A 15,755-nucleotide genomic window follows, 5' to 3' on the forward strand; every position below is an offset into this window, starting at 1 on the left:
AATTTATTGCTGCACTTTGTATTGTACCTGCTGCCCGCTAACCCGTGCATGTAGTGCAGCCACCGTGCTGCGTGCCGATTCAAACGCGCCGGCCATCCAGGCGTTCAGGTAGGTGAGGTGTTCGCCTGCAAAGTATACCTGCTTATCGGGCTTTAACAGCGCCGGGTATTGGTTTTTGCGGGTATCGGTATTATAAACCGCCCACCCGCCCAGGCTGTGCTTTGTTTTATGCCAGCTTACAGAAAAAGAACTTTCAAACTCCTTATCGTACTGCGGATGGATTAGCCTGCCTTTTTCCAGCGCAAACTTCTCGCGGTCGGCGTAGCCTAATGCACCTATCTTTTGTGCTTTCTCGTTAAAGTTATAGTAACCTATCAGGATTCCTTTTTTGCCCAGGTAATCGTACGATGGGTAAAACACCTGTGTCAGGTCATTATTTGTATGGGTGATGCCCCCATACAAATGTTCGTCTTCTTCCCAAAATCGGCGCTTAAACTGCAGGCCAATTTTACCCGTAGGGATATAGCCGATATAATCTATCGCCCGGCTTACATCGCCCGAGAAGTTATGGTTGATATTACTTAGTACCGGTAAGGGCAGGGTGCAGATACAGAGGTCGGCACTTAGTTCATGCTTGCCTGTAGCATCGGTATATAATACCTTAACACCCTCGGGCAGGTTGGTAATATCGGTTACTTCGGTACCCATTTTTAAGTATGGGGCCACTTTCTTCTCCAGAGCTGATGATATCTTATCCATCCCGCCAACAGCCTGGAACATCGTCATCTGTAGCTCGTAGGTATACTCGGCCACATTATAAAAGTCAGGGTCCATCAGGCTCGAGTGGATCAGGTCGGCCAGTTTGTGTGGTTCACCAAATTTTCCGGGCTTGTTACCCGCACCGTACATCTCAGTATAACCGCGCCTTGCGGAAGCTTTGTAAAGTTTATCTACATCCAAACCACCCTCTGCTTTCAGGTACTCAATAACCTTTTCGGCATCTTCTTTTGTTAATGCGCTATCCAATCCGTCATGGTCAATGCTTTTGGCCAGCATTTCGCTCATATACCCGCGTATATCATTATGTACCTCGCGAACCTTTATCTTTTTGTTTGATAAAGGGCCTTTGCCTTCGGCGAAGTAATAAGCACCCTCGTTTACGTTGTTATACACCTGGATAGGTACACCAAGCTCTTTGCAGTAATGTAAGGTAAGTTCGTGGTTATGTGGTATGCGCGATGGGCCTGCATTAAAATACTGCCCTTCATCAAAATGGGCGGTAACAGTAGGTTTGTCAATTTCGGTATTGGTACTGCCGTTACGGATGCTCCAGCAGCGGCCTCCGGTACGTTGGCGGGCCTCTAAGATGGTGCAGCGGTAACCAAGTTTGTTAAGTTCGTAAGCGCAGGTCATGCCGGCCAAACCAGCCCCTAAAATAATAATGTGTTTGCCTTGCCCGATGCCTTCTAAATTAAAAGCATGTGCAGGGGAGGGGCGTAGTAAGCCTAAAGCCATCATGGCGGGGTAGGTGCCTCCCGCAAGCATTGCGCCTTTGCCTAAAAAATCTCTTCGGCTAATTGTTTTCAATAGGAGTAATTGTAATAATGCTTAATTTGTTAAAGATAATTTAATATCTGTTTTAATAAAAGAAGCGCGGAAATATTTTAAATATGATAATATCTATGTGTTTTATATACATTATTATCAAAACCCGGGGCCGTAAGTCAAATAACCTTAACTCAATAAGCGAATGATCAAAGCAAGAGAAAAAACATCGCGCAGTACTTTGATGGCGTTGTGCAGGGTGTTATAAATGGTGCGCTCGGTAAGGCCGGTTTTTTCAGAGATCTCGCAAAAACTGATCTGATCAAAATAGCGCATCTGAACAATTTCTATCTGCCGTGGGGTAAGCTGGTTAAGGGCCTTTTGTAGTCGTTTTTTAGTTATCTCGTCCTGCTGGCTGGCTATCAGGATGTTTTCGTAGGGCTGTTCGGTAATTGCCGCTTCAATCTCGGCCTCTTCAATAGTATTGGTAAAAGTTTCGCGCGAGTATTGCTGGTAGGTTTTGTAAAGGATGCGTTTATATATAGTAAGCACATACTGCTGCATGTTTTGTACTGATGATAATTTATCCTGAATGCGCCAAAGCTCGATGAATAAACTATTGATACCTTCCTTTACCAGCTCGGGGTTTTTGTACATACAAACGCCAAAGCGGTACAAGTCATCGTAAAAAATATCAAAACAGGCATAAAGGCCCTGCTCATCGCCTTCTGCAAGCAACTGCCAGTTCTTTTTTATCCGTTCCGTTTTGATGCTCATGCGCTCTTTTTCGGCCGTTTGGTGTGCTTTTGCCAATTAAAGATGAAATTAATAAAAATCTTTATAAATTTTTTTAAAAAGTGTTGGTAAAAAAGAATAATCTATTGCACTTGTATGTAAATACCAACTTAATGGACTATACAAATTTTAATATCGAGGATTTTTTAACGGATGAGAGCTTTGTTAACTATTGCTATGAGCTTAATGATGAAGATAAGGCATTTTGGGAAAATATTATTTTAACCCAACCACTTCTTAAAAAGAAGATTGCCGATGCTCGCGAACTTTGCCTGCTGCTGGGCATAAAAGTGAGCAAGGCAGATAAGCAACAACAGCTTGATAAATTAAAGGCTGCCATAGCAACTGAGCAATTAAAAAAACAACCCTTACCAATTGCTAAGGTGAGCAGGCTATGGTTGCCACGTATTGCCGTTGCTGCTACCTTGTTAGTGCTGGTAATTGCTTATGGTTTGTATAGATATAATGCGCCGGTTTCGGGGGCGGTAATGTATAGCCGCATCACCAATGCCAATTACCACATGGTGGCGCAAACAAATTATGGTACCCGCAAAAGTGTTGTATTGCCCGATGGTACCACGGTAACCCTAAACGGATCAAGTAGCCTTAAAATAGCAAATGATTATAATGGTAACGACCGCCATGTGCTTTTAACAGGCGAGGCCTTTTTTGAAGTTACCAAAGATAAGAGCCGCCCGTTTGTGGTACTTACCAATAAAACCGCTACCACAGCTTTAGGCACATCATTTAAAGTGAGCAGCTATGCCACATCAAAAACAGCCAGCGTAATGCTTGCAACAGGTAAGGTTAAAGTTGAGGCCACACAGCCCAGCGCTAATATAACAGAACAGATACTGATACCCGGCCAGCAGGTTGTATTGGCAAATGGCAGTAATAGTTTCACCAAATCGGACTTTAGCAGGGACGAGTTGCAAAACTGGATAAACAACAAGCTCATATTCAATAACGCCAACTTTAGTGAGATAGCAGCCAAAATAACCAATACTTATGGCATACAGGTAACTACTGATGCTAAAGAGGTTGATCAGATCAGGTTTACCGGGCAGTTTAACAATAAAAGCATTAGCGAGGTATTGGATGCCATTGGCTTCGTAAACAATTTTAAATACAAACTAAAAGGAGATACCATCACAATCGTGTTCTAATTGAACAAACCGTACCATAAATCAACCTAAACCTTATCATAAATTAACGTACCTAAATCTTTAAACTATGCTAAAAAAACTACCCTCTTCACGTTTTTTTTCAAAAATGTTATTGAGGATGCTTGGTGCAGTGTTCCTGGTTATTTATACCAGCAGCTACGCCCAATCATCGCCCAACGCACTTTATTCTTTTAACTGGCAGGACCAGCCGGTAGAAAAAGTGTTTAAACAAATTGAGAACGCCACCAAGGTGCATTTCTCATACAACCCTGCCGACGTTGATTTTAAACGCCGGATAAACCTTAAGATAACCAATAAACAGCTTAACGATGTTATTGATGCACTGGCCAGCCAGATCAACGTTAAATACAAGATCTCGGGCGAAACGGTATTGATACAGGCGCTTAAAGGGAATGCAAACCTTGTAACCTTTGTACTAAAAGGCAAAGTATTAGATCCTGATAAACTGACGTTGCCGGGTGTAACGGTTATCAATACCAAAACAGATAAATCGGTTGTGACCAACACCGCCGGCGAGTTTGCAATTGATGCAAATGCGGGTGATATAATAACATTTAAGATGCTGGGTTTTGAGCCTTCATCTATTATTGCCAGCGAGGAAGTGAAATTTGTGAACATATCACTCAAACTTAGCAGTACCGAACTAAAAACGGTTGTGGTAACAGCCCTTGGTATTAAGCGCGAGCAGCGCGCCCTGGGTTACGCCTTTGCTGAAGTGGACGGTAACGACCTGAAAAAAGCCCGCGAAACAAACGTCATTAACTCGCTTGCGGGTAAGGTTGCAGGTTTGGTTATAACCGGCGGTGCCGGGGGGCCGGCGGGTTCATCAAGAGTAATTATACGTGGTAATACTACCATCACCGGTAATAACCAACCATTATATGTAGTAGATGGGGTGCCGATTGATAACTCTAACTACGGCCAGGTAGGCGGTGGCAAATACTCGGGCGGGCAGGATTTTGGTGATGCCATATCGGCCATTAACCCCGATGATGTGGATAAGATAAGCGTACTGAAAGGCCCATCGGCATCGGCGCTTTACGGTAGCCGCGCAGGCAATGGTGTAATATTGATCACCACCAAAAAAGGCGGGAACAGGAAAGAGCTGGGTATTGAGTTTAACAGCACCTCATCGTTCGAAAAACAATTGACCACTTTGGATGGCAACCAGTACATATATGGGCAGGGTAGTTCAGAGCAATTGGTAATTGATGCTGCACAGGCAAAAAACACTTTGTTTAACAACTTTGGCCCACGTTTAGATCCAAACTTACAAGTGATAGGCTTTGATGGCGTTTACCGCCCTTATGCCCTGGTAAAAAATAATATTCAGGATTTCTTCCGCACAGGTTCAACTTTTACCAATACCATAGCTTTAGCAAATTCAAGCGAGAAAGGCAACTTCCGCCTGTCTCTTTCAGACCTGCGTAATAACGATATTGTACCGGGCAGCAACATGCGCCGTAATACATTCAACTTTAACGGCAGCTCTAAATTCGGTAAGAACTTAACAGTTGAAGCAAGGGTAATGTACATGAACGAGAATGTAACTAACCGCCCTTCGCTGGCAGATGATCCGGGTAATATTGGCAACAACTTTATTGGCCTGGCTAATAACGTAGATCAATCATACTTTAAAACCGGTTATAAAGATGCTGAAGGTAATTATGTAGAATGGGGAGGTGGCCAGTACCGGCTCGATCCATATTGGGTAATTAACGAAATGAGCAATCAAACCAAGAAAAACCGTATGATAGGCGGTTTACAGGCTAACTATACTTTTACAAGCTGGTTAAGCTTACAAGGCCGTGCTTCAACAGATTTTACTTATTTTGATTATCAGAAATTCAGTCCACGGTCAACCCCCGGCTCATTAACCGGCAGGCTGGAAACCACCAACCAAAAAATACAAACTACCGAGGCGGATATGTTACTAACCGCGCAAAAGCAGGTAACCGCATCATTAAATTTATCGGCAAGGTTAGGTGCGAGTTTATCACACAGCCAGGCGCCGGGTTATACCACTTCAAATATTGACCAGGTAGCTACTGACATTATCAGTTCTAACGGCTTTTCTGACAGGACAGTTCTGCAAATTTCCCCACGTGAAATGGAGACCCGCTCATTATACGGATTGTTTACAGCAGCATATAAAAGCTTTTTATATGTAGATGCAACGGTTCGCCGTGATGCGGTATCTACCCTGGCGCCTAATAAAAATGCCTATACCTACCCGTCACTATCGGCAAGTTTTGTATTTACCGATGCTTTCAGGATTGATAAATCGATCCTTTCTTTTGGTAAGTTAAGGGTATCCGGCGCCGAAGTGGCCAGCAGTACCGAGGCTTACATGTTAAACCAGGTTTACGCCCTTAATCCGCAGCCATTTAACGGTACGCCTCTGGGCGGTATAGGTACCACTGTTTTACCTCCTGATAAAGAGAAATTTAAACCAACACGTACCCGCTCATTTGAAGTTGGTGCCGATCTGAAATTTTTTAATGACCGCATAGGGTTAGACCTTACTTATTACACCTCAAAATCACGCGACCAGATCAATGTGGTTAACATACCATTAAGCTCAGGCTTTCAGCAAAGCTTATTAAACGCCGGTGTTATTGGTAATAAAGGCATAGAGGTAGCCATTAATACCAGGCCAATTGTAAGTAAAGACTTTAGCTGGGACTTTAACGTGAACTTTGCACGTAATATTAACAACGTTGAGTCGCTTGCTGATGGTGTGCCTTATCTAACCTTATCTGATGCCCGCTGGTTGGGTACCTCGGTAGTGGCAAGGCCAAACACCGCCTATGGAGCAATATTAGGCTACGGAGGACAAAAAGACGACCAGGGCCGCGCCATACTTGACCCGGTTACTTTGGCGCCGCTACAAACGGTTGATCGCGAAGTGCTTGGTAAAGGTACCTGGAGCTGGACGGGTGGTTTAAGCAGTTCGTTCTACTACAAAAATTTCGGGTTAAGCTTTGTTGTTGATATTAAACAAGGCGCAAGCTTATTTTCCATGACAAACCTGTTCAACGTTATAAGGGGGGCAAGTTTAGTAACCTTACCGGGCAGGGCCGAATGGATAAAATCTGAAGAGGACCGCCAGTCGCAAGGCCAGAGCATAGAACAATGGACAGCAGCGGGTAAAGTTAGGGGATATGTGCCTCAGGGAGTGGTGCAGACAGGTGTGGACGGATCAGGTAAACCTATATACGCGCCCAACACCAAGGCGGTTGATCCATCTGTTTACTGGGCCAATTATTACAGCGATGGTAATGGCGTAGCTACCCCTTTTATATATGATGCCAGTTATATTAAAATGCGCGAGATAACGGTGAGTTATACCATCCCAACTGCAATTTCATCAAAATGGGGTATCAAAAATATGGCGGTAGCACTGGTTAGTCGTAACCCGTTCATCATCCATAAAAATGTACCCAATGTTGACCCCGACTCTAATTACAATAATGGTAACGGGCAGGGGCTTGAGTATGGTTCATTACCATCAAGAAAAAGCTGGGGTTTTAACTTAAACGTGAAATTCTAACAAGATTTATAGACTATTGATAATCATATAGATATGAAAAGATATATAAATAAAATAATTATCCTGCTTTTAACGGCAACCACTGTGTTGGTTTCCTGCAAGAAGTTCGAAGATTTTGGTGATATGAATACCGATCCCACCAAATCAAACAACCTCGATCCGGTAAATCAGCTGGTGCTTACGCAGCTGCGTTTTTCGGGCGAGCTGACCATAAATGAGCGTACAAGCATTATCATGACCATGCCGCTTGTGCAGCAAATAGGAGGCGCCTATTACACCCGTTATGGTTTTGAGTATGTGAAGAACAGGCAGTACATGTCTGAGCTTTGGGAACTTGGCTACCCTAATGATGTGCTGAACATTGTTGACGCGGTAGAACGCTCTTCAAAAGACCCGCTTAAAAGCAACCTGAACGCCATGTGCCGCATTATGAAGGTATATATTTTTGCAAGGATGACAGACCTTTACGGCGATATCCCTTACTCGCAGGCAGGCAAAGGATACATATCAGGAGTGGTACGCCCGGTTTTTGATGCGCAAAAAGATATTTACGACGATTTTTTTAAAGAACTTACCGCTGCTTCGGCACAGTTAGATGCATCAAAAGACAATGTAGCTGCCGATATTTTTTACCAGGGAAGCGTGCCGGCATGGAAAAAGTTTGCCAACTCGCTGCACCTGCGTTTAGCCATGCGCTTAAGCAAAATAGCGCCTGATAAAGCAAAAGCAGAAGTACAGGCTGCTTACGCGGCTGGTGTATTTACCAGTGCTGATGATAATTGCATAACTCACCATGCCGATGTGCAAAACAGCTATGCTGATATTCGCGGTAATGGTGTATCTGTAGCTATCAACCAATACCCTGACGAAGGCAGGCCACGTATTTGCAGCAGCCTGTTAAATGTAATGAGCAGCAGTAATGACCCCCGTTTAAAATATATTGCCCGCGATTATTGGGTAAACCCCGACAAACCATCTGAAAGGATTGACGTTACCGACCAGGTAAAAGCACAGGTTGGTATTATTGGCGTAGGCCCGGGTAAGTACAATTACGACGACTTTTTGGGAGCTATAAATGTTGACCTTGGTGGTGGCCGTATTGTACAGGTGCCAAACAATGGCCAAAAAGTACAGCTTGCCAACTGGATGATCACCAATGATGCGCCTTACTTCCATATTACTTACGCCGAAACCGAGCTTTTATTAGCCGAAGCAAACCAACGTTGGAACTTAAACCTGGGTGTTGATGCTAAAACGCATTACCAGAATGGGGTGGAAGCAGCCATGAGGCAACTGGCTTTATTTAAAGGCGGACCTGTTTTGACCAGTACTGAGATCGAAAACTTTAAAACGGATAATCCGCTACCGCCGGGGAACGAATTAAAAGCAATAGATACGCAGCTTTGGGTTGCACTTTTATTAAACGGGCCAGAGGCTTATGCTAACTGGCGCCGTACAGGCTTCCCGGTGTTACTGCCTGCTATTACCGGCGAATCTACCGCTACAACTACCCCGCGCAGGTTTGAATACCCGCTTACCGAAACGGAGCAAAACGCAACAAACATTAACAAAGCAATTGCCGCTATTGAAGGCGGTATTGATGACTGGACCAAACGTGTTTGGTGGGATAAACAATAGTATATGATGATGAGAAGAAATATTTGGTGCGTTATATTAATGGCCATATTGATGTGCAGCTGTAAAAAGAGTGCGAAATCTGAAGTAAAGACGAATGATGACTATAAGAAACCGGTAGCTGCCGCATCTTTTAGGGTAGTAGGTTACTTAAGAGAGTACAATGTGGTGGATGGCCGCGCCATACAGTTTGATTTTAGTAAGATAACCCATCTTAACATTGCATTTATAAACCCCGATGCCGCCGGGAATTTTACTACGCTGGATGGGTTAAAAGAATTGGTAACAGCGGCGCATGCTAAAAACGTAAAGGTTTTGGCATCAATTGGCGGCGGGCTTGCACCTGAGTATTATACCACGCTGATAGCTACAGGCAGCAGCAGGGAAAAACTTGCGGCCAGCCTGGCCAGTATAGCAGACCAGTACAACCTGGATGGCATTGATATTGACCTGGAAGGCCATTTTGTTGATGATAATTATGAGGCTTTTGTGGTAGCTGTAAAAGCCGCCCTTAAGCCAAAGGGTAAACTGCTTACCACGGCTATAGCTACGGTTTACGCAGCGCAATATACCAACAAGGCGCTGGCACAGTTCGATTATATCAACATTATGTCGTACGATAAAACCGGCCCCTGGAAACCTGAGAAGCCCGGGCAGCACTCGCCATACAGTATGGCTGTTGATGATCTGGATTATTGGAGCGGCACCCGCGGCATAGCCAAAGAAAGGCTGAGCCTTGGCCTGCCTTTTTATGGTTACGGTTTTGGCAGCGGCGTGCCTGAGGATATGAGTTTTGCAGACATCGTTAAACAATACCCGGGATCAGAGAATAAGGATGAAGTAACGGTTGCTGCCGGTGGTATCATGTACTATAATGGTTTGCCTACCATCAAAAGTAAAACTACCCTGGCTTTACAAAAAGCCGGTGGCATTATGGTTTGGCAATTACTGCAGGACGGTACCGGGGCAAATTCATTACTCAATATCATTGACGCCGAGGTAAAGGCGGCAAAAAAATAAGGTTAAGACATTAAAGAAATTTAAATCATAGAAAATGAAAAAGATCTATCAAAAATTACCATTACTACTGCTGATGCTGCTGGTAGTGGTAGCCGCAGGCTGTAAAAAGGATGTGGCAAAAGAGCAGGAGGATGCCAACCCGCTTCAGCCCCGTATCTTCGATATTTTGAGGGAGTTTTCGGGAGCTCAGGTTATTGACGAGGGCGATACAGCTAAGTTTACCAACATTGAGGTAACACCTGCCGGCAAAGCCGATATCAGTTGGCTGGTGAACAACGTGGAGGTATCGAAAGATAAAAAGTTTAACTTTTCGCCAAAAGGTGGAGGTGAATTTACTATCAAACTAAAGGTTACTTACAACGGCGATTCGAGTGTGCGCAGCACCAAGGTGTTAGTTAACCCTTCAACCTATACATTTAAACCCTATACTAAAATAGCGATGTCGTACCTTACGCAGGATGCATCAGCAGCGAACGTGAATTTTAATAATGTTACGCATGTAACTTACAAGGTTGGCCTGGTATCACCGGAAGGTGACCTGGATACTTCGCCGGGAGAGGTAGGGCAAAAAGCAAAAGAACTGGTTGCAAGGGCGCATATTGCAGGCGTACCGGTTATAATGGGTATTAGTGGCAGGCTATCAGGTATTGATGGTTGGGCTATTTATGAAACCAACGATTTTGGTACCGCTATACGCGACCCTGCAAAACGCACTAAACTTATTGGCCTGGTAAAAGCTTATGTTGCCGCCAAACGTATGGACGGTGTAGATATTATGATGACTGACATCAACTCGGGCAATGCGCCTGATAATATCCACGCGATAGGTCCATTCCTTAACGAGCTGAAGGCGGCATTACCGCCAAGCGCTTTAGTTACCGTAACAGCCTCGGTAAATTACCAGCATTGGGAGTATCCAGATCTTTCGGCTGCAAGCTGGGTTAATTTGCATGCCTTTGAGGATAATATTCACATAGGCCCGGGCGCACCTGTTGGGCAGTCTTCAAGCTTACAGTTTATGATTGACGGTGCTGCTATATGGCCAAACTTCCATCTGCCGGCCAGTAAACTGGTTGTGGGTATGCCTGCGTTTGGTTTGCGTTACAACGAGTTGGACGCTAATGGTAATAACGCAAGCTGGGGATCGTATGATTACATGACCTACAAGGATATTTTAACTGCCGACCCAACCGCGTTTGGTAAGGAATTTACCGACAAATCGGGCAAAGGGGTATATTACAATGGGGTACCGCTAATTACTCAAAAAGCACAATACCTGAAAAATAATGGCTTTAAAGGCGGTTACTTGTATGGCGGCGATTATGACACCCAGGATGCGAATTCGTTGATGCTGGCATTATTTAACGGAATAAAATAAGAGCGATGATGAAAAAAATATATACTATCGCGTTTGCACTTTTGCTGATACACAGCTATACGCACGCACAGGATAAAACCATTAAATGGAGCGGCTACACCTGGAAGGTTAAAGAACCCGCAGAAGCTACCGGCCCCGGCCCCAATTACTGGAGCGGTAACAATGTGTGGGTTGATGGCAGCGGCTGGCTGCATTTAAAGGTGAGCAAGAACGCAACCACAGGCCATTGGGAATGCGCCGAAGTGGCCAGTACCGAAAGCTTCGGTATGGGCACCTATCAGTGGCAGATTGATGCTGATGTAGATAAGTTCGACAAAAACCTGGTACTAGGCTTGTTTGACTACTCGGGTACCGATGCAAGGGACGAGATAGATATTGAATTTGCACGATGGGGCAATAGCAGCTATCCAAATTTAAACTACACGGTTTACCCTAAGTTGGGTGATCCGCCAAGGCATACCAGTTTTTCAACAGAGTTTACATCACCAAACGGTACGTATACCACGCATAAGTTTACCCGTACTGCCGACAAAATAACTTTTAAAACCCTGTACGGCCACGTGAACGATGAGCCGCGGGATAACCTGTTTATCAGTAAAGAGTTTAAAAGCCCGTCGGTATCTATTAGCAGTGTAAGCATGCCGGTATTGTTAAACCTTTGGTTGTTTAAAGGGCAGGCACCAACGGATGATAAACCATTTGAGGTGGTGATACACAGCTTTAAGTTTAGTGCGCAATAAAACAGCAAATTTGTTGATTAGTTAGATAGCCCGGCTGCACATAAAGCAGCCGGGTTTTTTGTTGCAGCAGTTTTGGTAGTTTAAGATGTATTAAAAAGGTGAAATCACCAGGGTGGTTTTGTAAATAGCTGTTATCTTTAGTACTGCTACCTTGCAACATATTGCAATTAAAAAGCATCTTATTGTTCAAAGCCATTAACAAAATATGAAAAAGACCGGCACACTTATTTTTATTGGGTTGCTATGCATTTTATCGGCTACGGCCCAGCAAAAAAAATATACACCTAAAATAGAAGATTGCAATTGCCGGTTTATGATGGACAGCAATTTTGTAAAGATAGCCCCACCAAATCTTAAAACTGCTTTCTCCGCGCCATTTGATAAAATTGATAGCAGCTTTAAAACCAGGTGCGGTTATCTTATTGTACCCGAAAACCGTAATAAAAAGGCATCAAGGATGATTAAGTTGCCCTTTATTGTGGTGTACAGTAAAAACCCCGACAAGAAGAAAGATCCGTTGTTGTATACTGCCGGCGGCCCGGGTGGCAGCTCTTTAGGCTGGGCTATTGGTGCTACAAAAAGCGACCTGATAAAAGACCGCGACTGTATTGCCATAGAACAGCGGGGGACGAGGTATGCATTACCGCACCTAAGGGCGTTTGACCTGGATGCCGCCATCAAAGAATCGTACCGGAAAAACCTTGATAAAGACAGCATGGTGCTTGAAGGTGTAAAAAGATACAAGAAGACTTTAGAGAATAGGGGTATAGACCTGTCCGGCTATAATACGGATGAAACTGTTTCTGATATTCACGACCTGATCGCGGTGCTGAAAATAGATTCAATTAACCTTTTGGGCGGATCATATAGCGGTGGTTTGATGACAGCTGTATTAAAGAAGGACCCCACGCATGTCCGCTCATTGGTGCTTGATTCGCCCTTACCTATATTTACGCCGATAGATGAAGATGAGCCTGCTAATTTTAATGAGGCGCTTACCGTGCTGTTTCGCCATGTAGAGCAGGACTCGACAGATAAAGCATTGTACGGTAATTTACAACAGCGTTTCCTGGATTACTTTAATGGTATTGCCTATAAAACTTTTTATCAGCCTTATTTAGAAAAAGGCACAACCGATTCTGTAAAGATTGCCTACACTAAAAACGAACTGTTGGCGGAGATCATGAACACGATGTCGGATAATTTGCACCGGAAAGATGTGGCTTATATGATCACAGAGATGATAAAAGGCCATCACAGCGTTTATATCAATACCTTTTTAGATGATCTGTTCCGCAAGAACCAGGCGCCCGATGGGATGCGGATATCTGCCTACTGCGCCGATCAAAGTACTTACCATAGCGAAGAGGTGATACAGCAATTATACAAAGCCTATCCATACTTAACAGGCTACCGCATTAACGATGTAATAAAAAGCATGTGCGATTGCTGGAAGGTGCCACCTGTTAATGCCGGAACCAAACAGCCTTACTACTCTTTAAAACCTGTATTACTGGGCGATGGCGAGATGGACCCCAACTGCAGGCCGCGTTATATCAGTGCTATAAACCATTATATGCCAAACGGCCAAAGCTTTTTGTTTATCAACAAAGGGCATGGCGTGGGCAGTAAAGAATGGTACGAAATGGTAAGGAAGTTTTTGAACGAACCGTACAAAAAGGTTATTGCACCAAATGCCAGCATTGTACGGCTGCAATAATGCCTGCCTGATGAAAATGTTGTAAACCACGCCTGGTAAATCAGGAAGATTATTTACATATTGCATTATGTCCCGTTCAATTGTAATGCTATGAATATCTTTCATCAAACGTTTCTTAATCTTGTTTTTATAGGTATAATAGCCCTGTTCCCGGTAGTAAATCCAATTGGTTCGGCGCTTATTTTAACCCCGTTTTTTGAAAACCTTACCAAGGCCGAAAAACGCCGTGCGGTTTGCAAAATCACCTTTTATGCTTTTTGCATCTGCACGGTATCGCTTTTTTTTGGCCAGTGGATATTGAGCTTGTTTGGGATCTCGATACCCATTGTTCAGCTTGCCGGGGGCATCATGATATGTAAAATAGGGTGGGATTTCTTATCGTCAGACCCGAAACCAAGCTCTGACCACGACGCGGTAAAAGACGAGATCAATGTTTCGGCCTATAAACATATAGCGGGTAAGCTATTTTATCCTATTACTTTCCCTGCTACCACAGGTGCCGGTACCATCTCAGTGCTTTTTACCCTCAGCGCACACAACAATGAAATTGGTAGTGCCGAATACTATCTTAATGTAGGTTCAATACTGGTTTCCATAATTGTAATATGTGCTATGATCTACATTTTTTACCTGAACACCAAAACCATATTAAGGTATTTAGGGCCAAATGGCGAAACCATTGTAAACCGTATATCTGCATTCCTGATATTTTGCGTAGGGCTTCAAATTGGTTATTCGGGACTGAAAGTGCTGTTTAATATATAAAGCCCGACAACTTTTTACGTATCCCAAAAAGTGAAAATTTAATTGTGTTTATAATTATTTTTTATGCGTAACTTCATAATAATCAATTATAAACATTCTTAAAAAGGAGGGCGTTATGAACATGGTTCGTAAAATAGAGCACTGGGGTGATCTTCATCATCCAAAATGGCTCGATGTAGTTCGCATTGTACTTGGTTTGATCATTTTTGGTAAGGGCGTTGTTTTTATAAGTAACACCGCGGTACAGCAGGATTGGATCTTCCATAATAACGTTTTTGACTTTTCGGGCCTGATGGCCATGGTGCTGATACATATCATAGCATTTGCGCATGTTATAGGGGGGCTGCTCATCATCGTAGGGTTACTTACCCGTATGGCTGTTGTTATACAGATGCCCATAGTGCTGGGTGCCATATTTTTTGTGAATGCAACCAGGGGGCTTACATTCCTGAATACCGAGCTATGGCTTTCTATCTTGGTATTCCTGATGCTGGTAGTTATCTGGATAGTAGGGTCAGGGTCATTCTCGGCAGATAAATGGATAAACGATAGTAATGCGTATCGCCATAAAAGAACATAAAAAGCGAGTGCTATCAAATACAAATAGCCTTTCAGCCAAACTGGAAGGCTTTTATATTTTTAAACTACTATAGAATATAAGCTCGCTAACATCTCGTAAATAATTTTTTTTGAGTAAGTTGGTGGCTAAATTTATTGCATGCGTACTATCAGTCTCTTTATTTTATCTCTGTTAATTGGCATAGCGGCTTATTCACAAAATACACCATCAACAAAAAGCGAGGCAGACGAAATAGAGCCGTATGATTATCCCACAAAATTAACAGGGGGGTACAATATCCTGTTTAAAGCGGATGACAGCACTCAGTATCTTTACCTTACCAGGGGGAATAAAAAGATAGCCGAGCTTGCGTCGGATGTGAGAGGGGGGCTTTATAAAAGCCTGGGTTATGTTGGGGCTGACTTTAAGGAGTACTTTGTATTTGTACATTCTTACGGATCAGGAAACCCGCATGAAATTGAACTGATCAAAAAAACGACAGGCAAAAATATTCTGAAAACCGATGCCTGGTGGATAGATGTGGTTAAAAAGAAAGAGGCTTTGCTTTACAGCGAACAGGATGTACCAACTACGAAGGATAAAATGATCTTGTACAGCGTTAGCACTGGCAAAAAACGACTACTTAGTTTTCCTAATGATGTTTTTAATGAACCAATGATACTATATCGTATAAAGATCAAAAAGCTAACTGATAGATATTTGATCATTGAGTACGACACCAACGGTCGCCACAAAACCAAAAAATACGTATTGTATTAAGTAACTGTTCTCACAGTTTGGTTGCTTTACAAATAAAAATCCTTTCTGCTGAATTATATGTTTATAGCTTTGTTGTAG

At 43.4% G+C, this 15,755-nt stretch carries 12 protein-coding genes; 10 read left to right on the plus strand and 2 right to left on the minus strand.

Annotated features, from left to right (window positions below):
* Positions 1 to 3: 3 nt before the first annotated feature.
* Positions 4 to 1,587, minus strand: a complete 1,584-nt coding sequence (locus IDJ75_RS05340; protein ID WP_224746484.1) for a flavin monoamine oxidase family protein — start codon at positions 1,585 to 1,587, stop codon at positions 4 to 6.
* A gap of 147 nt (positions 1,588 to 1,734) precedes the next feature.
* Positions 1,735 to 2,358, minus strand: coding sequence for an RNA polymerase sigma factor (locus tag IDJ75_RS05345; RefSeq protein ID WP_191174555.1), 624 nt, complete (start codon positions 2,356 to 2,358; stop codon positions 1,735 to 1,737).
* Between the two features lie 95 nt (positions 2,359 to 2,453).
* Between IDJ75_RS05345 and IDJ75_RS05350 the strand changes: the two genes are divergently transcribed.
* The 10 genes from IDJ75_RS05350 to IDJ75_RS05395 all read left to right on the plus strand — a co-directional run bounded on the left by IDJ75_RS05350 (position 2,454) and on the right by IDJ75_RS05395 (position 15,677).
* The gene (locus tag IDJ75_RS05350) at positions 2,454 to 3,506 is read left to right on the plus strand and encodes a FecR family protein (protein ID WP_191174556.1); all 1,053 of its coding nucleotides are present in this window, start codon (positions 2,454 to 2,456) and stop codon (positions 3,504 to 3,506) included.
* 67 nt (positions 3,507 to 3,573) lie between these two features.
* Positions 3,574 to 7,080, plus strand: a complete 3,507-nt coding sequence (locus IDJ75_RS05355) for a SusC/RagA family TonB-linked outer membrane protein (RefSeq protein WP_191174557.1) — start codon at positions 3,574 to 3,576, stop codon at positions 7,078 to 7,080.
* A 33-nt stretch (positions 7,081 to 7,113) separates the two neighbouring features.
* A complete protein-coding gene (locus IDJ75_RS05360; protein ID WP_191174558.1) occupies positions 7,114 to 8,718 on the plus strand; it encodes a SusD/RagB family nutrient-binding outer membrane lipoprotein in 1,605 nt (534 codons plus the stop codon).
* Between the two features lie 3 nt (positions 8,719 to 8,721).
* Positions 8,722 to 9,735, plus strand: coding sequence for a glycosyl hydrolase family 18 protein (locus IDJ75_RS05365; RefSeq protein WP_191174559.1), 1,014 nt, complete (start codon positions 8,722 to 8,724; stop codon positions 9,733 to 9,735).
* Between the two features lie 34 nt (positions 9,736 to 9,769).
* Entirely contained in the window at positions 9,770 to 11,113 is a 1,344-nt protein-coding gene (locus tag IDJ75_RS05370) for a glycoside hydrolase family 18 protein (RefSeq protein WP_191174560.1), read from the plus strand.
* Between the two features lie 5 nt (positions 11,114 to 11,118).
* A complete protein-coding gene (locus tag IDJ75_RS05375) occupies positions 11,119 to 11,853 on the plus strand; it encodes a LamG domain-containing protein (RefSeq protein ID WP_191174561.1) in 735 nt (244 codons plus the stop codon).
* A 205-nt stretch (positions 11,854 to 12,058) separates the two neighbouring features.
* Positions 12,059 to 13,573, plus strand: coding sequence for an alpha/beta fold hydrolase (locus IDJ75_RS05380; RefSeq protein WP_224746485.1), 1,515 nt, complete (start codon positions 12,059 to 12,061; stop codon positions 13,571 to 13,573).
* Positions 13,574 to 13,663: 90 nt separating this feature from the next.
* Positions 13,664 to 14,338: a MarC family protein gene (locus tag IDJ75_RS05385; protein WP_191174562.1), complete on the plus strand. Its 675-nt coding sequence runs from the start codon at positions 13,664 to 13,666 to the stop codon at positions 14,336 to 14,338.
* Between the two features lie 115 nt (positions 14,339 to 14,453).
* Positions 14,454 to 14,918: a DoxX family protein gene (locus IDJ75_RS05390; protein WP_191174563.1), complete on the plus strand. Its 465-nt coding sequence runs from the start codon at positions 14,454 to 14,456 to the stop codon at positions 14,916 to 14,918.
* A gap of 138 nt (positions 14,919 to 15,056) precedes the next feature.
* Positions 15,057 to 15,677, plus strand: coding sequence for a hypothetical protein (locus tag IDJ75_RS05395; protein WP_191174564.1), 621 nt, complete (start codon positions 15,057 to 15,059; stop codon positions 15,675 to 15,677).
* The last annotated feature ends 78 nt before the right edge of the window (positions 15,678 to 15,755 follow it).

The sequence above is a fragment of the Mucilaginibacter rigui genome, assembly GCF_014773275.1.
In the GTDB taxonomy this organism is placed as follows: Bacteria; Bacteroidota; Bacteroidia; order Sphingobacteriales; family Sphingobacteriaceae; genus Mucilaginibacter; species Mucilaginibacter rigui_A.